Below are 21498 nucleotides of genomic sequence, written 5' to 3' on the forward strand. Positions count from 1 at the left end.
AAATTTTTCATCAATATCATCAAATAGCAAACAAAAAAAGAGCGACCTAAGCCACTCTTTTATATTATTAAGTATTTTTTAGTTTAAATAAAACTCATATTTATTAAGAAGTTGAATTTCTTTAATCAAATCTCCATTAAGATCCACCGAATGCTTCATAGACTGCACTTCAATATGGGAGTCATCTTCGAGATTTTTAATAAAGAATTTCAGTTTTTGATTTCCTTTGTTTCTGTCGAGAACTGTTCTGAAAAAGTCAAGATCCTCAGGTCTTACATCCATTACATCCATTACTAAAGATATACTTTTTGCAAACCGTTCAAATGCTTCCTGAAGTTCTATCACATCATTTACATTCACGAAGACTCTTCCATCTTTTACCTGAGCAAATTTTATTTTAAAAATAACAAATCTCTGAACTTCCAGTTTCTCCTTCAGCCTCATATAATCTCTGTCTCCCAACCTGAATGAATATGATCCTGAATAATCTTCGAGCGTAACAAAAGCTACTTTCTCACCACTCCTGAAACCATCCTGAACTCTGTATTCAGTAATAAGACCAGCTACAGTATATTCTTTTCCTCCGCCGCCATTTTCTCTTTCTTTCTGAAGCGTTTTCCAGTCTTTCTTTTTCTCTTCAAACAACTCTTCCTGTTTATTAGAAAAAGCCTGTTCTTTATAAGCATCTACCTCATCCAGATTCAGGAATAAGAAATTTCCTTTTGGTTCTGCTTTTTTAGTCACTTCCTCCACTACTTCCTCTTCACCAGCCACTACATCATCTGAGACAATTTCTATAAGATCTACAGCATCATCCTGAGCATCCTTCTCCAATACGGGTGTTTCATCCGTAACTACTTTATCTTCCTCATTTTTCTCAAGAACAGATTTTTTAGAAAGCCGCCCCTGCATAAACTGGAACTGATATTTAAATTCATCCAGCGGATGGGCAGAAAGATAGAAACCGATAATCTCCTTTTCTTTATTAAGTTTATGCATATTTGGCCATTCCGGACAAGGTGCCAATTTCGGCTGCTCAATCTGAACTTCTTCCGCAAAATCTGCAAATAAAGAATGTTCCATCTCATTTTTACTTTCCTGGAAGCTCTGCCCGTATCTGATAAGCCTTTCAAGATTGGTCTTTCCAGCCATATCAATGTCAAAATACTGTCCTCTGTGGAAAGAATCCAGTTCATCAAAAGCTCCGGCAAGCACCAAACTTTCCGCTACTCTTTTGTTCATCTGGGAAGGCATTATTCTTTCGAAGAAATCGTAAATATTTTTAAATCTTCCGTTCTCTCTTTCTCTTGTAATACATTCACTCGGTCCTTCACCAATTCCTTTGATTGCTCCCAATCCGAAACGGATCTGCCCCTTTTCGTTTACGGAGAACTTGTATTGAGATTCATTTACATCCGGTCCTAATACATCAACTCCCATACTTTTACAATCTTCCATGAACATGGTAATTGCATCCGTATTGTTAATGTTATTACTCATTACACTCGCCATATATTCCGCCGGATAATTCGCTTTTAAATAGGCAGTCTGATAAGCAATAAACGCATAACAGGTTGAGTGAGACTTGTTAAAGGCGTATTCTGCAAAGGCCTTCCAGTCGTTCCAGATTTTCTCTAATCTCTCCTCATTCAGGTTATTTTTTCTCCCTCCTTCAATGAATTTCGGGTACATTTTATTAAGAACATCGATCTGCTTTTTACCCATCGCTTTTCTCAAAGTATCGGCTTCACCTTTGGTAAAGTTGGCCAGTTTTTGAGACAAAAGCATTACCTGCTCCTGATAAACGGTAATCCCGTATGTTTCCTTTAAATATTCTTCTGTTTCCGGTAAATCGTAGACAATTTCTTCAATTCCATGCTTTCTGTTGATGAAGTTTGGAATGTATTTAATAGGCCCCGGACGGTACAATGCGTTCATGGCAATGAGATCGGCAAAAACCGTTGGTTTAAGCTCCCTCATGTATTTTTGCATCCCTGGACTTTCATACTGGAAAATCCCTACTGTTCTTCCTTCTTTAAATAGCTGATATGTTTTAGCATCATCAAGAGGAATAAGATCCGGATCAATATCAATATCATATCTTGCTTTTACCAGCTTCAATGCATCCTTAATAATAGTCAGAGTTCTCAACCCCAGGAAATCCATCTTCAGAAGCCCCGCACTTTCCGCCACTGAGTTATCAAACTGTGACACCAGGATATCTGCATCTTTCGCTGCAATAGTCACCGGAACCAGGTTACTCACATCTTCCGGCGTAATGATTACACCACAGGCGTGAATCCCGGTATTCCTGATACAACCTTCCATCTTTTTGGCGCTTGCCAAAACTCCATGTCTCGCATCATCAGGAGTATCAAGAACATATCTCATTTCATCAACGAGCATCTGTTCTTCCGGCTTTAATTTATCATATTTTGCTAAAGCTTTCGCAATGTTCATCCCCGGACTCGGAGGAATCAATTTAGCAATATTGTTCGTGTCGGGAATTGGGACATCCAAAACTCTTCCGGCATCTTTAATGGCAGATTTTCCTCCCAACACGGAGTATGTGATAATCTGTGCCACCTGAGTTTTTCCGTATTTTTCAACTACCCATTTGATAATTTTATCTCGTCCTTCATCATCAAAGTCGATATCAATATCGGGCATGGAAACCCTTTCAGGATTCAGGAATCTCTCAAAAAGGAGATCATATTTAATAGGGTCTACGTTGGTAATTCCGATACAGTAAGCCACCGCAGATCCCGCAGCTGACCCCCTTCCAGGACCAACCCAAACCCCCATCTTACGAGCTTCATTACAAAAATCCTGTACAATAAGGAAGTATCCCGGATAACCGGTATTGGCAATTACTTCAAGCTCAAAGTCCAGTCGTTCTTTAATTTCATCAGTAATGCCTGTATCTTCATATCTTCTTTTCGCTCCTTCATAAGTAAGATAGGTAAGATAAGCCATCTCCCCTCTTTTTCCTCCGTCTACCTCATCTTCCGGATGGATAAATTCTTCAGGAATATCAAATTTTGGAAGGAGAACGTCCCTTTTTAAAGTATATGGTTTAAACTTTGCCGTAAATTCTTCATAGGCATCAAAAGCATCAGGATACGCTAGAAAGGCTTCTTTTATTTCATCAGAATTTTTAATAAAATATTCACCTGTTGCTAACCCTCTTCTTTTACCGAATCCCTTTCCAATAGGCGTTGTCAGCTTTTCACCATCTTTGATGCAGCTTACAATGTCCTGGATATTAGAATCATCTTTATTGGTATAAAAAGTCTCGTTCTGAGCAAGAATTTTAACATCATATTTATCAGCCAGATACAAAAGAACTTCATTCAAATGCTCTTCTTCAGGCAGTTTGTGATTCTGAATCTGAACATAAAAATCATCCTCAAAGGTATCTTTCCACCATTTGAAAAGCTCTTCCCCTTTCTGTTCACCGGTATTTAAAATCGCATCAGGAATATCTCCCATAATTCCGGAAGTCAAAGCAATGACTCCTTCTTTATACTGCGCAATCAATTCTCTGCTTACCCTTGGAACCCCAAAATAGAAACCTTTCAAAAATCCGATACTGGAAAGCTTTGCCAGATTTTTATAACCATTGAAATCTTTTGCCAAAAGCACTACCTGGGTTCTCCTGTCCGGATCATCCTTGGTAAATTGCTTTTGTTCATAACGTTCTGAAATATAAAATTCGCAACCTACAACCGGGATAAGTGGTTCGGAAACAGGTTCAGCTTCATTAAATTCCGTTCCGTTTTCTTCTGCTTCCTGCTTTTTCGCCAGGTATTCTTTATGTTTCTTTGCCCTGTCACCATTAGCACTCTCAACTGCTGACACAAACTTGAAAGCTCCCATCATATTTCCCAGATCCACCATACCGACAGCAGGGAAGTTTTCATCAGTAGCTTTTTTAATCAAATCATTGATGCTAGAAGTAGCGGTAAGTGTAGAGAAAACACTGTGATTATCAAAATTGAAATATTTTCCTAAATCAATTTCATCAATACTTCCGAAATCCTGTTGTTTTTTCTTATTATGAAAATCAGCGACCTGCCTTCTGATCACAATATTGAAAGGCTTAATAGGATCCGGATAAAGGCTTCTGAAATAAGCAAGCTGATCTTCTGAAATCTTTAATGTCTCAGCCGGTACTACTCCAATTCTTACCATTTCAAAGAAAGCTCTGGCAGTAGCATTTACGTCGGCAGCAGCATTATGGGCTTCATCAAATTTGCTCCCATAAAGTTTTTCATACAGTTCTTCAAGTTTTGGAGGTTTAAAACGGCCTCCCCGGCCTCCGCCCAGCTGGCAGAAGTCAGTCCCCAAAATCATGGTATCTGCTTTGGGTTTTTCCTGAAGATTATCTTTCAGATTTTTTCTATAAAATTCTGCTCCTACAATATTATAGTCGAATTCTACATTATGTCCGGAAACCACCCTTACCCTTTCAAGGACTTTAGAAAACTCTTCAAGAATTTCCTGCAGATCCCGTCCTTCTTCATTGGCAATTTTGGTTGTAATCCCGTGAATACGTGCTGCATTGAAGGGAATATCGTACCCTTCAGGTTTTATGATATAATCCTGGTTTTCAATCAAGTTTCCATCATCATCGTGTACCTGCCATGCAATCTGAACCATTCTTGGCCAGTTATCCGAGTCTGAAAGCGGAGCGTTGAAATTTTTTGGTAAACCGGTTGTTTCTGTGTCAAAAATTAAATACATATAATGTTCTAACTTTTTTATAAAAAGAGAATGTAAAGTTACTTCATTTTTTCTAATTACAGTCTGAATTCAACAAGATAAACAATCAACATTTTTGAAACCTGGTATTGAAATTATCAATAAAAAATTTTAACCCATCAATAGAATAATAACAGTACCTTAAAGCTCCTTCAATTATTATAATTCTCCAAAATTCATTTATCTTTTCCTATTGGGCAGAGATAAAACAGAAGCCTAAAAAAGACATATTCCAAAAAAAATAATTATAGAATTATCAGTATATCAATGAATTTATTACAAAATACTAACAGTTGTTAGTATTTTGTTTTTTTATGTATATTTGCTTCCTATGGAAAATGCACTTCACGAAAAAGTTTCTCAGGATATATTACTCAAAGCGTATAATCATATGATGCTGGCAAAAGCCATGGCAGACATCTACGAAGAAAACAGAAATGTATGTAAATACGTTCACAGTACTTCCAGAGGTCACGAAGCTATTCAGCTTGCAACAGCTTATCAACTAAAGAAAGAAGACTGGGTTTCTCCTTATTACAGAGACGAAAGTATTCTTTTAGGAATTGGTTTTGAACCTTATCAATTAATGCTTCAATTACTAGCCAAAGCTGATGATCCTTTTTCGGGAGGAAGATCATATTACTCACACCCTTCAAGTAGGGATGAAAACAAACCAAAAATTGTTCATCAGAGTTCTGCTACAGGAATGCAGACCATTCCTACGACAGGAGTAGCACAGGGTATCAAATACATTCAGGATTTCAACCTTCAGCAATTTGAAAATAATCCTGTTGTGGTTTGCAGCCTTGGAGACAATTCCGTTACAGAAGGTGAAGTAAGTGAAGCTTTACAATTTGCAGCTTTACACCAGCTTCCTATCATCTTCCTGGTTCAGGATAACGAATGGGGAATTTCCGTAACAAAAGACGAGGCAAGAACCTGTGACGCTTATGATTTCGTAGCTGGATTTACCGGATTAAGCAGAATGAGAGTAGATGGAACTGATTTTGTGGAAAGTTTCGAAGCTATGAAAAAAGCCGTAGATTTTGTTAGAACAGAAAGAAAGCCTCTTGTTGTCTGTGCCAAAACGGTATTGATCGGCCATCACACTTCAGGAGTAAGAAGAGAATTCTATAGAGACGAAGAAGATTTAACAAAACACAGGGCCAAAGATCCGGGAGAGATCCTTAGAAAACATTTACTGGAAACAGGTGTTGATGAAGATCTTTTAAAGCAAATCACTAAAAAGGCGCGTCTTGAAGCAGAAGAAGCTTTTGAAAAAGCTAAAAATGCAGAGGATCCAAAGCCTGAAAGCGTAATGCAGCACGTTTTCGCTCCTACTCCAATTACAGAGGAAACAGGAACTCGTGAACCTGCCAATGGAGAAAAGATTGTAATGGTAGATGCTGCCATCCACGCAATACAGGAATTGATGTGGAAACATCCGGAAGCACTTCTTTACGGACAGGATGTAGGGGAAAGAATTGGTGGAGTTTTTCGTGAAACAGTTACTTTAGGAAAAAAATTCGGTAGCAAGAGAGTATTCAATACAGCCATCCAGGAAGCTTATATCATTGGATCTACAGCAGGAATGAGTGCTGTTGGGCTTAAGCCAATTGTTGAGGTCCAGTTTGCAGATTATATTTATCCGGGAATCAACCAGTTGATTACGGAAATTTCAAAATCAAATTATTTAAGTGGTGGAAAATTCCCTGTAAGCAACATCATCCGTGTTCCTATCGGAGCTTATGGAGGTGGTGGTCCTTACCACAGTGGAAGTGTTGAAAGTATCTTAGCCAATATCAAAGGAATCAAAATAGCATACCCAAGTAACGCTGCCGATTTTAAAGGATTATTAAAAGCAGCATATTATGATCCGAACCCTGTAGTAATGCTGGAACATAAAGGATTATACTGGAGTAAAGTTCCGGGAACTGAAGATGCTAAAACGATAGAACCTGCTGAAGATTATGTTCTTCCATTCGGAAAAGGTAAAGTGATCATTGAAGCTGATAAAGATGAAACTGAAAAAGGCAGAACTTTATTAGTGGTTACTTACGGTATGGGAGTTTACTGGGCTAAAGAAGCAGCCAAAAACTTCAATGGAAGAGTTGAAGTAATTGATTTAAGAACATTAATTCCTCTGGATGAAGAACTTGTTTTTGAAAGAGTAAAAGCGCACGGAAAATGTATCGTTCTTACAGAAGAGCAACTCAACAACTCTTTTGCAGAAGCTTTTGCGCACCGTATTTCTAAAAACTGCTTCAAGTATCTTGATGCTCCGGTAGAGACGATGGGATCACTGGATGTACCTGCTGTTCCGATCAATCTTGTGCTGGAAAAAGAGATGCTCCCAAATGCTGAAAAGCTCAGCAGTAAGATCGAAGAAATGCTGAAATATTAATTTTATATAAACTTAAAACCTCTAAAAATATTTAGAGGTTTTTTTATGCATTTTTTTCACTACTTTTATTTAAGATTATCAATCTCAATTCTAATCTATTATCAACCAAGAAAACACAATTATCCATTATCTGAGAGTTACTACAAAATACAATTAATCCCAGTTTGGTATTTATTTTGTCTATACACGCAAAACACATCCATTTTTATGATCACTACAAAATACGTCAATTATAAACAGGTTCTCAATTTATCGGGTTTTCATCTTATACTGATTTCAATCTGGTGTACTCTGATCGCTGTCCTGTTCTATTTTTTCAACTGGCAGTGGATGACGATTCCATGGGTTCCTGTAGCTTTAATTGGTACGGCAGAAGCATTCCTTGTAGGTTTTAAAAACAATCAGGCGTATGACAGACTTTGGGAAGCCAGAAAAATCTGGGGTGGAATTGTGAATTCCAGCCGTTCATTTGCCTCTATGGTATATGCCTTCGATACTAAAAATGAAGAAATTGGAGTTTTTGATCTTGAAGACCGTAAAAAAAGAATCGTCTACCGTCACATAGCATGGTTATATACTTTCCGGGAACAGCTTTTGATTCCTACAGAATGGGAGCATATCAGCACAGAAAATAATAAATTCGGGAATATCAACCTGAGAAGAAACAGGTTAATAAAAGCCGGTTTTCCTGACTACGGAAGAGCTCCTATTTTCCTGCACAAATATCTTTCGGAAGAAGAATACGAACTCAAAAACGATTATAAAAACTTCGCCACCTATCTGGTTGCCCAACAGGCAAAAGATATCAATGAGCTGAAAAACATGAATGCTATCACAGATTTCAATCAGACTCAGCTTCAGAACGCACTGAATGAATTCTACAATTTTCAGGGACAGGCAGAAAGAATCAAGAAATTTCCTTCTCCAAGACAGTTTGCCAGCACAGCCTTTGTTTTCAATATTCTCTTTATAATGCTTCTTCCACTAGGATTAGTGAATGAGTTTGCAAAGCTTGGTGATTGGGGAATCTGGACTTCTATTCCTTTCTGTATCATTATCGGATGGATTTATATCATTATGGAACTGGTAGGAGATTATTCTGAAAATCCTTTTGCAGGATTAATGTTTGATGTTCCGATGCTTTCAATCTGCAGAACGATTGAAATAGACCTTCTTCAGATGAGCGGAGAAACAGACCTTCCGGATCCTATTTCTTCTAAAAATGGAGTGTTGGTATAATTTCTTAGTTATCTTGAAAACCTAAACTTTATATCAAAATCATTGTAAAACTTTAAAATATTCTCTAAAAAGTATTCAAAAAGTTCATTGTTTTTCATAATTTAGAAGCATTGAAAGCATAAGCTATATTGATTCATCCGAATTGATTTAGCTTTTACTTTTTCCATCAACTAATAATTTTATCCTTCCTTTTGTAAACAATGAAATCCAATCAACTCCTGCAGGCTATCGCAATGTTATGTCTTGCCTTATTCTCTCCTAAAGTGAAATCACAGGCAGCTTTCAACAAAGAGTTACCCAAAGAGTTTACGGACGGATTTACCAAAGTAATTAATGACAGCATTTCTTCTTTGGGATCTTTCATTGTTTCACAAAATAATAAGGTAATTTATGAGCAGTATTTCCATGGTGCCAATAAAGAGACTATTTTCAGTATAAAATCTGTTACCAAAAGTATCGTTTCTGTGCTGGCAGGTATCGCACAGGATAAAAACATACTTCCCAACCTAAATACTCCGGTTTTAAAAATTCTTCCGGAATACAATATATCGAGAAGCAGCTTCAAAAATATTTCCAATATTGAAGGAAAAGTAGCTCATGATTCCATCAGAAATACATTAACGTTAAAAAATCTATTGACCATGCAGGGTGGTTTTGACTGGGTTGAAAATTCAAAAATTTCAACAGCTATGTCATTTTCCGGTGATCCTGTAAAGTTTGTACTGGATCTTCCTTTTGAAGAATATCCTGGGACAGTCTTCAATTATAATAGTGGTGAAACCCATCTTTTTGGTGCGGCATTAGCTAAAATCGTAAAGACTAATCTGAAACAGTTCGCTACAGAAAATCTTTTCAGGCCGTTAAAAATGAATACTCCACGATGGGATACAGACTCCATGAACAGGAATATTGCAGGTTCGGAAATGTTTATGAAACCTGAAGACATGCTGAGGTTTGGTACAATGATCCTGAACAACGGAAAATTTAGCGGCAAACAAATCGTCTCTTCAAAATGGATTCAGGAATCTACTTCTGAACAGGTACAACTCGATACCTGGGATGTCATGCCGAATGCCAACGGTTACGGCTATTACTGGTGGCGAAGAAAAACCAATGGGCACCAGGCTTTCGTTGCAACCGGATATGGCGGACAGCTTATCTGTGTCATTCCTGATTTAAAAATGGTCATTGTAACCACTTGCTTTCTGAATGATAAAAATAAAGGCAGAACAGAGATTAAAAGACTCCATTATTTCATTGATAAAATAACCAAAGCAGACCAATAACTGAGTGGGAAATTTATCTATAATATGATTGCCGTCGTATTTTTCACTTCGGAAATCATAAAAGAACTGTGCGTACTTGCAATGTGTTGGAGCGTTGTAAGTTTCGTTAACATAAAACTGCGGTAATCTTCAATATCTTTCACTCCTATTTTAAGAATATAGTCATAATCTCCGCTTACATGAAAGCATTCTGTTACTTCCTGGAGATCCATCACTTCCTTTTCAAACTGCAGTACAAATTCTTTTTTGTGCTGACTTAGTTTTACATGACACAACACGATAAAATTTTTCTTAACTTTACTCTTGTCCAGCAAGGCTACATATTTTGAAATAACACCTGCATTTTCAAGCTTTTTTACACGCTCATAAATTGCTGTTACAGACAATCCAAGCTTACCGGACAGCTCTTTGGTGGTTTGCTTACAATCTTCCTGTAAAAAAAGTAACAGTTTCTTATCTGTTTCGTCAAGTTCCATAGATATTTTTTTGGTAAAAATTTAATAATATCGAAGATACTAAATATTTTTTCTAAATAAATAATATTTTACAGTTTTATATTCTACAAATTCAATTTTATATTGTAATTATTAGGAAATTAATGCAAATTGGAACGATAAAATAAAAACAATATTTATGGAAAACTTTAACGCAGCCAATGAGATCCAGGATCTTCAGTATTTTGGTGAATTCGGGGGAGTGAATCCTTCTATCTCTGACAGCTCTACCTATACCTTCCTTTCTGCAAAGACAATGTTTGATACTTTCGAAGGAAATGCGGAAGGATGCTATCTGTATTCCAGACATTCATCGCCAATGAATCTTTATCTGGCGCAGGCTCTTGCCAAGATGGAAAACACAGAATCCGCCAACGTTACAGCATCCGGAATGGGAGCGATTACTTCTGTTTTGATGCAGGTGTGCAAAAGTGGAGATCATATTATTTCAAGCCGAACGATCTACGGAGGAACTTATGCTTTTCTTAAAAATTTCTTCCCTCAATTCAATGTAGCGACCACTTTTGTAGATATCAATAATTTTGAATCTATAGAAAAAGCTATCACTCCAGATACTAAAGTCATTTATTGCGAAAGTGTAAGCAATCCGCTGCTTGAAGTAGCAGACCTTAGAAAACTTTCCGAAATCTGTAAAAAACACAATCTGAAGCTGATTGTAGATAATACCTTCTCTCCTCTTTCTATCTCTCCGACATTATTCGGGGCTGATGTAGTAATTCACAGTTTGACAAAGTTCATCAACGGAAGCAGTGATACGGTAGGAGGAGTATATTGTGCAACTCAGTCATTTATTGATGACACCAAAAATGTAAATTCCGGTGCGTGTATGCTTCTTGGTCCAACGATGGACAGTTTAAGATCTTCAAGCATATTAAAAAACCTGAGAACATTACACATCAGAATCAAACAGCACAGCCACAATGCCATGTATCTGGCTGAGAGGTTTGAAAAAGATGGCTTAAAAGTATCTTATCCGGGCTTACCATCCCACAAAAACCATGAATTAATGAAAAGTATGATTCATGAAGAATACGGATACGGAGGATTACTGACTCTGGACGCCGGAACAACAGAAAAAGCAAACGAACTGATGGAACTGATGCAGACAGAAAATCTGGGGTATCTTGCCGTGAGTTTAGGATTCTATAAAACCCTATTCTCTTGCTCAGGAAAATCTACCTCATCTGAAATCCCTGAAGAAGAAAGAGCTTCCATAGGGATTTCAGACGGACTGATCAGATTCTCCATCGGTCTTGACCACGATATCAAAAGAACTTACCAAAAAATGAAGGAATGTATGTTGAAAGTAGGAGTTCTTAACCACCATGAAAACATTTCCATTTCCTAAATTTATTGTAAAAGGCTGTTTCATTTGCGAGAAACAGCCTTTTTTATTTATCTACTTACCTGTTTTGATATTGATTAACAAATGTTGTTTGTAATCTTTTATAGGTTTAGGCTAAAGCCATTGAAAGATTTTATTTATTTGATGAATGGGCTAAAGCCCATTCCTATTAAAATTCGTTTATAATAATTATCCCTGCTATTTCTTATAATAGTGATGCGGAAAAGCCTCCTCAGGCTTCATTCGGAAAACATTCAATAAAATCCATGATTTCAGGAAACCATACCCGTAAGAAAACATCTGAATATAGGTAGAAATAACTGCCATTCCGGCAATGCTGATATTTTTAGTCAACAATAAGGCATGAAACAGCACCAAAAAGGTATACAATCCGTAGAAAGCAAGGATAATTCCTCTGCCCATCACAAAATACTCCAGAAAGCCCATTATATATCCCAGCATAAATAAGGTAGGAAATGCAAAGGAAATCTTTACATAGTTCGGATGCCTCTGATTAAGAATCGGCCTTGCACAGCCAAATTGGTAAACCTGCTTGGAGAATTTTCCAAAATCAACCCTACGTTTATGATATACTGCGATATCATCAAAAAAAGCAGTGGTAAAGCCATTTTCCCAAAGAGTCATGGAAAGATCCGGATCCTCACCTATCCTCATTTCTGAAAATCCGCCTACTTTTTCAAAAACAGCCTTTTTCACGCCCATATTAAAACTCCTTGGTTGAAATTTTGAAACAGCTTTCTTACTTCCTCTGATTCCTCCGGTTGTAAAAACAGAAGTCATAGAATACGAAATAGCCTTCTGCATCAGATTAAATCCTTTATGCGCTTTGTCAGCTCCTCCAAACGCATCACAAGGAATAGTCTGAATATCCTTTTTAATATGTTCGATATAATCTTTTTCAACGATGACATCACTGTCTACAAATACCAGCCATTCATTAGCGGCTCTTGCTGCCCCATAATTTCTTGTCAGTCCCGGTCCTGAGTTATCTTTTCTGAAATATTTAATATCCAGGATTCCATCAAAATTTTCAATGGTAGGTTTCAGATCGATTAAAGAACCATCATCCACAATAATGATCTCAAACTCCTTATCTGTCTGCTGAGTAAGAGAGGTCAGCAACTCGAAAAGTTCATCTTTTCGGTTGTAAATGGCAACGACAATAGAAATAGTAGGCTTCAAATTGAAAATTTTTCAAAATTACTTATTCGCAGAACAACCTACAAACAGTTTAACAGCTTATTCAGATAAATTAACGATAGAGAATTTTATCTGCCTTACTACATGGAGATTACAAATGAAATTCTAAGCCAAGTCATTTGACATTTTAAACAAAATAAACACGAAAAATCCCTCCTAATTTTGCTATAGAAATTTAAACCAATAAAAAATGGAAACAATGATCAGCACATTACAACAACCTATTCAATCAGGTTTTGATGCATCTTCTACAGCTCAGGAAGTTATCAAAGGAATAGATCTTACAGGAAAAACAGTCATCATTACCGGTGGTTACGCAGGAATTGGACTTGAAACTACCAAAGTTCTTACTTCAGCCGGAGCGCATGTTATTATTCCCGCAAGAGATATCGAAAAAGCAGGAAAAAACCTTACAGGACTAGAAAATTTTGAACTTGAAAAAATGGATTTAATGGATCCTGCCTCTATTGATGCCTTTGCAGAAAGATTTATAGCGTCAGACAGAAGTCTGGATCTTCTCATTAATAATGCAGGAATCATGTGGGTACCACTCCGAAGAGACAGCAGAGGTTTTGAATCCCAACTGGCAACCAACTATTTTGGACAGTTTCATCTTACCTCAAAATTATGGCCCGCTCTGAAAAAAGCAAATGGTGCAAGGGTTATCAGCGTTTCTTCTTATGGGCACCAGATGGCTCCTTTTAATTTTGAAGATCCTAATTTTGAAAAAAGAGATTACGATACCCTTTCCGGATATGGGCAATCTAAAACAGCTTGCAATCTGTTTGCTGTAGAACTCGATGAAAGAGGAAAAGAATTCAATATCAGAGCGTATTCACTTCATCCTGGTTCTGTATATGGAACTGATCTGGGCAGAGAACAACCTGTTGAACTTTTTAAACAGCTTGGAACGCATGATGAAAATGGAAATATCAAACCCGAGGTGGAAGCACGATTAAAAACTATCCCACAAGGTGCTGCAACAACAGTCTGGTGTGCTGTAAGCCCTCAACTTAATGAAATAGGTGGAGTTTATTGCGAAAACTGTGATATTGCTGAAATAGACGAAGGACAAATTGAACATAGATTTGATGAACCGGCAACCATTCGAGGAGTACAGCCCTACTCTGTTGATAAAAACAATGCTGAGCGTTTATGGAAATTAAGCGAAGAAATGCTGGGGTTTAAATTTGATACCAAATAACTGTTTTTTAAATACATTTGTAATGAAAAACTTTTGACAATGGATTTCCAGATACAATACCTCACTCCGGATATCAAAATTTCCAGTTATGACGACAAGCTGTTCAAAACGGAAACGGTTTTTGAATATCATATGCTGGTATGGTTCATATCAGGAGAAACGAAAATTATTCAGGCAGACAAAACCTATCTGTTCAAAGCAGGAGATATTTTTCTGATTCCTAGAAATCATCTTGCCACGATTATCAATTATCCCAAGGATGGGCTTCCACATAAAGCTGTAGTAATGCATCTTACCACAGAACGGCTGAAGAATTTTTATAGCTCTGTTGATTATGAAAGGAAAAACGGACATCGGGAATCCAGCATTCACAGTTTCAGCAGCCATCCGCTTCTGAACAGCTGTCTTGCTTCCCTGATTCCTTACTTTGAGATTGAAGGCTCACTTCCTGAAAATATCGCTCATCTAAAAATCACTGAAGCCATCAGTATTTTAAGGGAAATTGATCCGGATATCGATACTTTACTTGCAGATTTTGAGGAACCGGGAAAAGTAGATCTGATTAACTTTATGGAGAAGAATTATATGTTCAATATGCCATTGGAACGATTCGGATATCTGACAGGAAGGAGTTTATCAACTTTTAACCGTGATTTCAGAAAGATTTTTCAAACAACTCCGCAGCGATGGCTTACTCAAAAACGTCTTGAACTTGCCTATTATCATTTATCAGAAAAGAATAAAAAACCTTCCGATGTTTTTCTGGAAGTAGGTTTTGAAGACCTTTCCCATTTTTCACATGCCTTTAAAAAACAGTATGGCTTTGCGCCTTCACTGGCTCGATAAACAAAACAGGTTGTACACATTCGTACAACCTGTTTTTTATTTTAATTACCACTGGAATTATTATTTTGGTAAGCTATCCGGATCTTTTGAATCCTTCTTTTGAGATATTACATTATGATTTAAAGCTTTTCTTTCAGGTTTTGAAGATGATTTTGAACGTGACGATTTTGATCCAGAACCCAACAGACCGAATAAATCAAAAACTACATCAAATATGTCAAAAAAATTCCAGGACATTAGTTTATTATTTTAAATCCTACTTATTCTCCTCCAACTTATATACTTTCTTCGTTCCATCATACATTTCATATTGTAAAAATCTCGTTTCCACCTTTCCGTTGAAAAGTCTGATCTTTCTTGAAGGACGTCAATCGATTTTCTTCACTGTTTCAAAGTCTTGGAACATCAGCCGGCTATATGGTCTATATATTTTACTAAACCTGATTCGTTCTGTTATATAAACCATCCTGACTTAAAGTAAGCACACAATACTGCAGAAATAAAAAAAGTAATCACTGAACAACTGAAAAGAAGCAATTTGAACGGGGTTTTAAAGTAATAAAGTTCCAAAATATAGAGCACAAAAAACACTAACAGCGAAATACCGATTCCTATTAAAGAAGCTACTATTAAGGTTTGTGTATAATTTTGTACCGGTAAAGGATCTTTAAAAACCATAAAAAAACCAAATGCCGCTAATACCAAAGCTACAGCACTTACTTTCTCAGTAAAATATTTAGATCTTTTTGATTCCTTTTTTCTAGGTTTTTCATCATAATTAAGACTCTTTCTGTCAGAGGTTGAACTTAACGAGCCTGAGCCCGAGCTAAACAATCCCAACGCGTCTACAATTATTCCCAATAGATCTAATAACATCAGTTTATTATTTTAAATCCTACTTATTCTCCTCCAGTTTATGTACTTTCTTCGTTCCTTCATACATTTCATATTGTAAAAATCTCGTTTCCAGTTTTCCGTTGAAAAGTTTGATCTTTCTTGAAGGACGTAAACCGATTTTCTTCACCGCTTCAAGATCGGAAGAGATTAACCAGGCTAGTGTATTCGGGTAATGCGTTTTAAAAGTATCTCCGATTTTCTTGTAAAAATCATCATCATTAATAGAAATTCTCTCATCGTATGGAGGATTGAATACCATTAATAATGGAAAAAGTTCTTTTTTAGAATCAAAGAAGTTCTGTTTTTTAATCTCAATAACATCATCCATTTCTGCAGCCTCTACATTCATTCTTGCAGCATTCAGCATTCTTGCATCAATGTCATATCCAACAATTTTTCCATCAAATTGCCTTACTCTGTTAATTCTGAATTCTTTAATTTTTGCAAATAAGTCTGCATCATAGTTATTCCAGTTCTGGAATCCGAATCTCTTTCTGAAAATCTGAGCCGGAAGGTCCATCGCAATCATTGCTGCTTCAATTAATAATGTTCCGGAACCACACATAGGATCAAGGAAATTTCCTTTTCCATCCCAGCCTGCCAGCTGAAGCATTCCGCTTGCCAAGACTTCGTTGATAGGAGCCTCTCCCTGTTCTCTTCTGTATCCTCTTTTAAACAAAGGATCTCCTGAAGAATCCATTGAAATCATTACCAATTCTCTGTCTATGTGAAGATGGAATTTGATATCCGGATTTCTCGTTTCTACATTAGGACGTCTTTTAAATTTTTCCTGGAAATAATCCACAATAGCATCCTTCATTTTCAAAGTCACAAACTGAGAATGCTTGAAGGTTTCAGAGTTTACAGTGGCATCAATAGAGAAAGACTGGTCAACATCCATAAAATTCTCCCATTCAAATTTAAACAATCTATCATAAAACTGATGCTGATTAAAAGCTTTGAATTCATGAATCGGCACCAGAATTTTCAATGCTGTTCTCGCAGAGTAATTGATTTTATAAAGAAAACCAAGATCTCCTTCACAGTTTACCGCTCTGTTTTTAATTTCAACATTTCTTCCACCCAATTTTTTGATTTCTTCTGCCAGAATCTGCTCCAATCCGAAGAATGTTTTTATCTGTATTTTAATATTTTCTGTATCCATAAGTTTGAATTAAAAGATTTAAAGCTTTAAAAATTAAAAGATTAACTATTCAACTTCTTGTCCAATTGAATTTTTCAATCTCTTAATGTTGTAAAATACTTTGCTTTTAACCGCACAAATTTAGTTATTTTTGCATTATGGAATGGTTTGAATCTTGGTTTGATACCCCTTATTATCATTTGCTTTATAGCAACAGAGACTATACTGAAGCAGAAAACTTCATTACAAAGCTCACAGCGGACCTTCAGTTGCCGCCTCAGTCGAAAATCATAGATCTTGCCTGTGGAAAGGGAAGACACTCTGTTTTCCTTAATAAATTAGGGTATGATGTTTTGGGACTTGATCTTTCAAGACAAAGTATTGAATCTGACAAACAGTACGAAAATCAAACTTTACTTTTTGAAGTTCATGATATGAGAAATCCTATTGATGCAGATCCAATGGATGCTGTATTCAATTTATTTACAAGTTTTGGGTATTTTGACAATGAGAGCGATGATAAAAAAGTATTCCAATCAGTTTACAATGCTTTAAAACCAGGAGGATATTTTGTTCTGGACTATCTGAATGAGGAATTTGTAAGAAATACCTTGGTTCCTGAAACAACGATCACGAGAGGGAATATTGAGTTCAGAATCCTAAAGAAAATCGAAGGCAGACACGTCATCAAAGACATCCGTTTTGAAGCCGATGGTAAACCGTTTCATTTCTTTGAGAAAGTAAAACTTCATACTCTGGAAGCCATTCATGCCTATGCTTCTGAATGTGGGTTTGAAAGAATAAAAATCTGGGGAGATTATCAGCTGAATGAATTTAAGAAAGAAAATTCCCCGCGATGCATCAATTTATTTAAGAAAAAATAATGACAACAGTACTTTTACTGATTTTAAGTGTCGTAACAGGAGTATTTCTGGGAAAACACTTTGGTAAAAAAGAGAAACTGGCTAAAAATCTACTGATATTAAGTGCCGGTTTTTTGATTACAATCTGTCTTAATGAAGTGTTTCCGCAGGTTTATACCTCTTCCGGAAGCAGTAGTCTTGGGATATTTGTAATCGCGGGAGTTCTGCTGCAGATGATCCTGGAAGCTCTTACCAAAGGTTTTGAACACGGGCACTTCCATCATCATAGCGAACACAATATTCTTCCTGTTGCTTTAATGGTAGGATTATTTATCCATGCTTTTATTGAGGGGATTCCTTTGGCTAACGAGCAACACGAAATGTCGCCTTATCTTTGGGGAATTGTATTTCATAATCTCCCTATTTCATTTATTCTGGGAGCATTTTTATTTAACAGAAAGGGAGAATCTAAAAGTTCTTCATCTTATCCTTCTATTCTCATTGTAGCCTTATTTGCATTGGCTTCTCCAATGGGAATGTTATTGGGTAATTATTTCAATCCAAATCTTCAGCCTTATTTTCTGGCGATCGTAGGCGGAATTTTCCTCCATATTTCATCCGTAATTATTTTTGAAAGTAATAAAAATCACAATATTGATTGGGTAAAAATCGGGCTGGTTGTTTTAGGAGTTTCACTTGCATTGATGATGCATGTTTTCCATCAACATCCCACTGCTCATTCTCATTAAATATAAAAAAAGCTCTGAAATCCAGAGCTTTTTTTATTATATTTCTAGTAATGATCCACGTTTTTCATGATCATTATCCTTAATCTATACTCATTCCTCTTTAGACTCATCAGTTAAAATTTGTTTTTTTAAAAATATTTTACACGAAAGAATAAATAAAAATTAAATATTTACACTTTAAAACAAAATAAAACACAATGTTTAACATTTTTTAACATAAACATAACACCTATACATTGTTTTTTGTACATTAGCGACATTACCATCATCTAAAAATTGTATGAAAAAACAAAAGAAATTAACGACATCAGTCTGTTTTTTTTTAATGACAGGTTTTATAGCAGCCCAGACCACAAAGAAAACAGATACTTTAGAAGAAAAAAAAATTGATGACATTGTAATTATCGGCTACAAGGCACAGAAAAGATCCAGCCTTACAGCTGCCGTTTCTGTTATTTCTGACAAAAAACTTCAGGATTCCAATACCCCAAGCGTATCCGGTCTTCTGCAGGGAAAAGCCGCCGGAGTTCAAATCTTACCCGGTGGAGGTTCTGCAGGTTCTGTAGCCACTGTAAAAATCAGGGGTACTTCTACTATCAATGGTCCCAGTTCTGCCCTTTGGGTGGTGGATGGCGTAGTAATGCCCTATGCTCCCAATCTGGATCCCAATCAGATAGAAAGCATCAACATCCTGAAAGATGCTGCTTCTACAGCCTTGTATGGTTCCCGAGCTGCCAATGGTATTGTACAGGTGTTTACCAAATCAGGAAATTCAGGGAAAGGAATATTAAGGGCATCTCTTAATAATTCTTTTAATGTGTTTAACAACGGGCGCTTCAAGCTTATGAACGGAACGCAGTTGTATGATTATTTCACCTCATTAAAAGGAGCACCTGAAATCCCTAAAACCCTTAGAAACGATGGCTACAACTGGCTGAAAGGCGGTACACAAACAGGAGTTGTACAAAATTACACTATTGATTTCAGGGGTGGCTCAGACCATTCCAAAACCTATATTTCAGGAAATTATTATAATGAAACCGGAACAATAAAAGGAGATGAATACAACAGGATATCATTCAGAATCAATCATGAACAGACTATAAAGCCTTGGTTGATATTGAAACCGAAAGTCAGTTTATCATACACCACGGGAAAAGATACTCAGGCTTCCCTTTATCAGATGTACCTTAATATGCCATGGGACAATCCCAGAGATGCCAATGGAAATCTGATCAGGGTGGATGAGGATTACGCAGATTGGTACGGAAGGGATAAAAGCAGTTACCTTTATGACCTTCAATGGAACTATGGTAAAAGTAATCAGCTGGATCTCATAGGAAATCTGGATGCTGAAGTCAGATTTACTGATTATCTTAAATTCATTACCACTAACAATGTTACCTACAAAAACTATGATGATATGTACTATACCGATCCCAGATCGATCAGTGGAACAAGTAATAAAGGGGAATTAACAGAAAACTATCAAAAAGACATCAGCAAATTTTTCAACCAGATGCTGAGATTTGACAAAGATTTTGGAAATCATAACATCAACGCATTAGCTGCATATGAATATACCGACAGATTCTATAAGTCATCAAGAGCTGGTGTTTATGGCGTAGTACCCGGTACAGATATTTTTAATACCGGTGCTTCTACAGGACAAAAGCCAACAGGAAGAAAGTTTGACCGCGCTTATAATGCATTCCTGTTTAACACAGAATATGTATATGATAAAAAATATTTTATCCAAGGGTCTTTAAGAAGCGAATCATCTTCTGCATTCGGTGCCAACAACAGAAACGGCTTATTTTATGCGTATAGTGTGGGATGGAATATCCATAAAGAAAATTTCTTCAAAATAAAACCTGTTAACGAATGGAAATTACGGGCAAGCAGAGGACTTGTGGGAAATACACCCAGTCCGGATTACGGATGGCAAGACCTATATAGACTTACAGAAAAATATGATGGACAAATAGGAGCAACATGGTATCAGCTCGGAAACCCTGCGTTAACCTGGGAATCAATCTATCAGAATAATATTGGTATCGATATCAAGGCATTTAATAACAGACTTACTTTAAATATTGATTATTTTAATAATAAAACAAAAAACCTGCTGATGCTTGTCCCTCTGCCATCATTGACTGGAGTTGACAGACAGTACGTGAATATCGGTGACGTCAGAAACAAAGGCTGGGAGTTCAATGTAAATTATTCCATTATCCGCTCAGAAGATATCAACTGGGATCTGGGGTTCAATATCAGCACCTATAAAAACAATGTCCTTTCAACCCGTAATAACGGCACACAGGTCTTGGACAATTATCACGTAGCTATACAAGGATATGACGTTAACTCTTTCTATATGAGAAAGTGGCTGGGTGTAAATCCGGAAAATGGTGAAGCACAATGGGAGATCATTAATCCGGATGGAAGCAGAAGTGCGACCTCAAAATACAACCTGGCTACCGTACAAGTGGTAGGAGCTGCCACACCAGATTATTACGGCTCTGTAAGTACTAATCTGAACATCAAAAATTTCTATCTTGCCGCAAATCTTTATTTCTCTCAGGGTGGGCAAGTATATAACTCGTACAGAGAATTATTTGATTCAGACGGTGCCTATCCGTATTACAACCAGATGGTTTTAAAAGATGGATGGACAAGATGGGAAAAGCCGGGAGATATCGCAACCCATCCGGCTGCTGTATACAACAATAATTCATTAACAAATAAGCCTTCATCACGGTATCTTGAGGATGCCAGCTTTGTCAAGTTAAGATCCTTGAGAATAGGATATAATTTGCCTGCATCTCTAACAGAAAAGATGAAAATAAAATCAGCGAATATTTATATTATGGGTGAAAATTTATTTACCATCACCAAATTCTCCGGAGTGGATCCTGAAGTTGGTAATGCAGATAATCAAAGCGTCTATTCTGGCAATGCAGGAGCTATCTACCCTATTCCGAGAAGATTTTCCTTAGGCTTAAACTTTTCTTTTTAAAA

14 protein-coding genes and 1 pseudogene are annotated in these 21498 nt (G+C 36.7%); 9 read left to right on the plus strand and 6 right to left on the minus strand.

Annotated features, from left to right (window positions below):
• Positions 1-78: 78 nt before the first annotated feature.
• Complete coding sequence (gene dnaE / locus A1704_RS05360) at positions 79-4746, minus strand: DNA polymerase III subunit alpha (RefSeq protein ID WP_062671161.1); 4668 nt, start codon at positions 4744-4746, stop codon at positions 79-81.
• Positions 4747-5095: 349 nt separating this feature from the next.
• Here dnaE and A1704_RS05365 point away from each other — a divergent pair, with 349 nt between their 5' ends.
• From A1704_RS05365 to A1704_RS05375, 3 genes are all read left to right on the plus strand, one after another.
• A complete protein-coding gene (locus A1704_RS05365) occupies positions 5096-7168 on the plus strand; it encodes an alpha-ketoacid dehydrogenase subunit alpha/beta (RefSeq protein ID WP_062671163.1) in 2073 nt (690 codons plus the stop codon).
• A 207-nt stretch (positions 7169-7375) separates the two neighbouring features.
• A complete protein-coding gene (locus tag A1704_RS05370; RefSeq protein WP_062671165.1) occupies positions 7376-8407 on the plus strand; it encodes a bestrophin family protein in 1032 nt (343 codons plus the stop codon).
• A 200-nt stretch (positions 8408-8607) separates the two neighbouring features.
• A complete protein-coding gene (locus A1704_RS05375; protein ID WP_062671167.1) occupies positions 8608-9693 on the plus strand; it encodes a serine hydrolase domain-containing protein in 1086 nt (361 codons plus the stop codon).
• Between the two features lie 17 nt (positions 9694-9710).
• On the opposite strand, the gene A1704_RS05380 is transcribed toward A1704_RS05375, so the two are convergent.
• Positions 9711-10169, minus strand: a complete 459-nt coding sequence (locus A1704_RS05380) for an Lrp/AsnC family transcriptional regulator (RefSeq protein ID WP_034695278.1) — start codon at positions 10167-10169, stop codon at positions 9711-9713.
• A 157-nt stretch (positions 10170-10326) separates the two neighbouring features.
• Between A1704_RS05380 and A1704_RS05385 the strand changes: the two genes are divergently transcribed.
• Positions 10327-11556, plus strand: coding sequence for an aminotransferase class I/II-fold pyridoxal phosphate-dependent enzyme (locus tag A1704_RS05385; RefSeq protein ID WP_062671169.1), 1230 nt, complete (start codon positions 10327-10329; stop codon positions 11554-11556).
• A 195-nt stretch (positions 11557-11751) separates the two neighbouring features.
• Here the strand turns inward: A1704_RS05385 and A1704_RS05390 are convergent, their stop codons facing one another.
• Entirely contained in the window at positions 11752-12756 is a 1005-nt protein-coding gene (locus A1704_RS05390; protein WP_062671171.1) for a glycosyltransferase, read from the minus strand.
• A gap of 208 nt (positions 12757-12964) precedes the next feature.
• On the opposite strand from A1704_RS05390, the gene A1704_RS05395 reads away from it, so the two are divergent.
• Together A1704_RS05395 and A1704_RS05400 are read left to right on the plus strand one after the other, a co-directional pair.
• Positions 12965-13978 (plus strand): SDR family NAD(P)-dependent oxidoreductase, encoded by a 1014-nt coding sequence (locus A1704_RS05395; RefSeq protein WP_062671173.1) that lies wholly within the window; start codon positions 12965-12967, stop codon positions 13976-13978.
• 39 nt (positions 13979-14017) lie between these two features.
• Positions 14018-14824, plus strand: coding sequence for a helix-turn-helix domain-containing protein (locus tag A1704_RS05400; protein WP_062671175.1), 807 nt, complete (start codon positions 14018-14020; stop codon positions 14822-14824).
• A 256-nt stretch (positions 14825-15080) separates the two neighbouring features.
• Here the strand turns inward: A1704_RS05400 and A1704_RS24875 are convergent.
• The 3 genes and pseudogenes from A1704_RS24875 to A1704_RS05410 form a co-directional block, all read right to left on the minus strand.
• A pseudogene (locus A1704_RS24875) lies at positions 15081-15221 on the minus strand (class I SAM-dependent RNA methyltransferase); the annotation flags it as partial.
• A gap of 56 nt (positions 15222-15277) precedes the next feature.
• Complete coding sequence (locus A1704_RS05405) at positions 15278-15700, minus strand: hypothetical protein (RefSeq protein ID WP_062671177.1); 423 nt, start codon at positions 15698-15700, stop codon at positions 15278-15280.
• A 19-nt stretch (positions 15701-15719) separates the two neighbouring features.
• Positions 15720-16886, minus strand: coding sequence for a THUMP domain-containing class I SAM-dependent RNA methyltransferase (locus A1704_RS05410; protein WP_062671180.1), 1167 nt, complete (start codon positions 16884-16886; stop codon positions 15720-15722).
• A 137-nt stretch (positions 16887-17023) separates the two neighbouring features.
• Between A1704_RS05410 and A1704_RS05415 the strand changes: the two genes are divergently transcribed.
• From A1704_RS05415 to A1704_RS05425, 3 genes are all read left to right on the plus strand, one after another.
• Positions 17024-17749 (plus strand): class I SAM-dependent DNA methyltransferase, encoded by a 726-nt coding sequence (locus tag A1704_RS05415; protein WP_062671183.1) that lies wholly within the window; start codon positions 17024-17026, stop codon positions 17747-17749.
• Positions 17749-18477 (plus strand): ZIP family metal transporter, encoded by a 729-nt coding sequence (locus tag A1704_RS05420; RefSeq protein WP_062671185.1) that lies wholly within the window; start codon positions 17749-17751, stop codon positions 18475-18477. Before A1704_RS05415 ends, A1704_RS05420 begins: the two co-directional genes overlap by 1 nt.
• A gap of 280 nt (positions 18478-18757) precedes the next feature.
• A complete protein-coding gene (locus A1704_RS05425; protein WP_062671188.1) occupies positions 18758-21496 on the plus strand; it encodes a SusC/RagA family TonB-linked outer membrane protein in 2739 nt (912 codons plus the stop codon).
• Positions 21497-21498: the final 2 nt, after the last annotated feature.

The organism is Chryseobacterium cucumeris, from assembly GCF_001593385.1.
Lineage (GTDB): Bacteria > Bacteroidota > Bacteroidia > Flavobacteriales > Weeksellaceae > Chryseobacterium > Chryseobacterium cucumeris.

What these genes read in the sequence shown, in the direction of transcription:
- dnaE (WP_062671161.1), bottom strand. Translation starts at nt 4,746, where the DNA reads ATGTATTTAATTTTTGACACAGAAACAACCGGTTTACCAAAAAATTTC.
- A1704_RS05365 (WP_062671163.1), top strand. Translation starts at nt 5,096, where the DNA reads ATGGAAAATGCACTTCACGAAAAAGTTTCTCAGGATATATTACTCAAA.
- A1704_RS05370 (WP_062671165.1), top strand. Translation starts at nt 7,376, where the DNA reads ATGATCACTACAAAATACGTCAATTATAAACAGGTTCTCAATTTATCG.
- A1704_RS05375 (WP_062671167.1), top strand. Translation starts at nt 8,608, where the DNA reads ATGAAATCCAATCAACTCCTGCAGGCTATCGCAATGTTATGTCTTGCC.
- A1704_RS05380 (WP_034695278.1), bottom strand. Translation starts at nt 10,169, where the DNA reads ATGGAACTTGACGAAACAGATAAGAAACTGTTACTTTTTTTACAGGAA.
- A1704_RS05385 (WP_062671169.1), top strand. Translation starts at nt 10,327, where the DNA reads ATGGAAAACTTTAACGCAGCCAATGAGATCCAGGATCTTCAGTATTTT.
- A1704_RS05395 (WP_062671173.1), top strand. Translation starts at nt 12,965, where the DNA reads ATGGAAACAATGATCAGCACATTACAACAACCTATTCAATCAGGTTTT.
- A1704_RS05400 (WP_062671175.1), top strand. Translation starts at nt 14,018, where the DNA reads ATGGATTTCCAGATACAATACCTCACTCCGGATATCAAAATTTCCAGT.
- A1704_RS05405 (WP_062671177.1), bottom strand. Translation starts at nt 15,700, where the DNA reads ATGTTATTAGATCTATTGGGAATAATTGTAGACGCGTTGGGATTGTTT.
- A1704_RS05410 (WP_062671180.1), bottom strand. Translation starts at nt 16,886, where the DNA reads ATGGATACAGAAAATATTAAAATACAGATAAAAACATTCTTCGGATTG.
- A1704_RS05415 (WP_062671183.1), top strand. Translation starts at nt 17,024, where the DNA reads ATGGAATGGTTTGAATCTTGGTTTGATACCCCTTATTATCATTTGCTT.
- A1704_RS05420 (WP_062671185.1), top strand. Translation starts at nt 17,749, where the DNA reads ATGACAACAGTACTTTTACTGATTTTAAGTGTCGTAACAGGAGTATTT.
- A1704_RS05425 (WP_062671188.1), top strand. Translation starts at nt 18,758, where the DNA reads ATGAAAAAACAAAAGAAATTAACGACATCAGTCTGTTTTTTTTTAATG.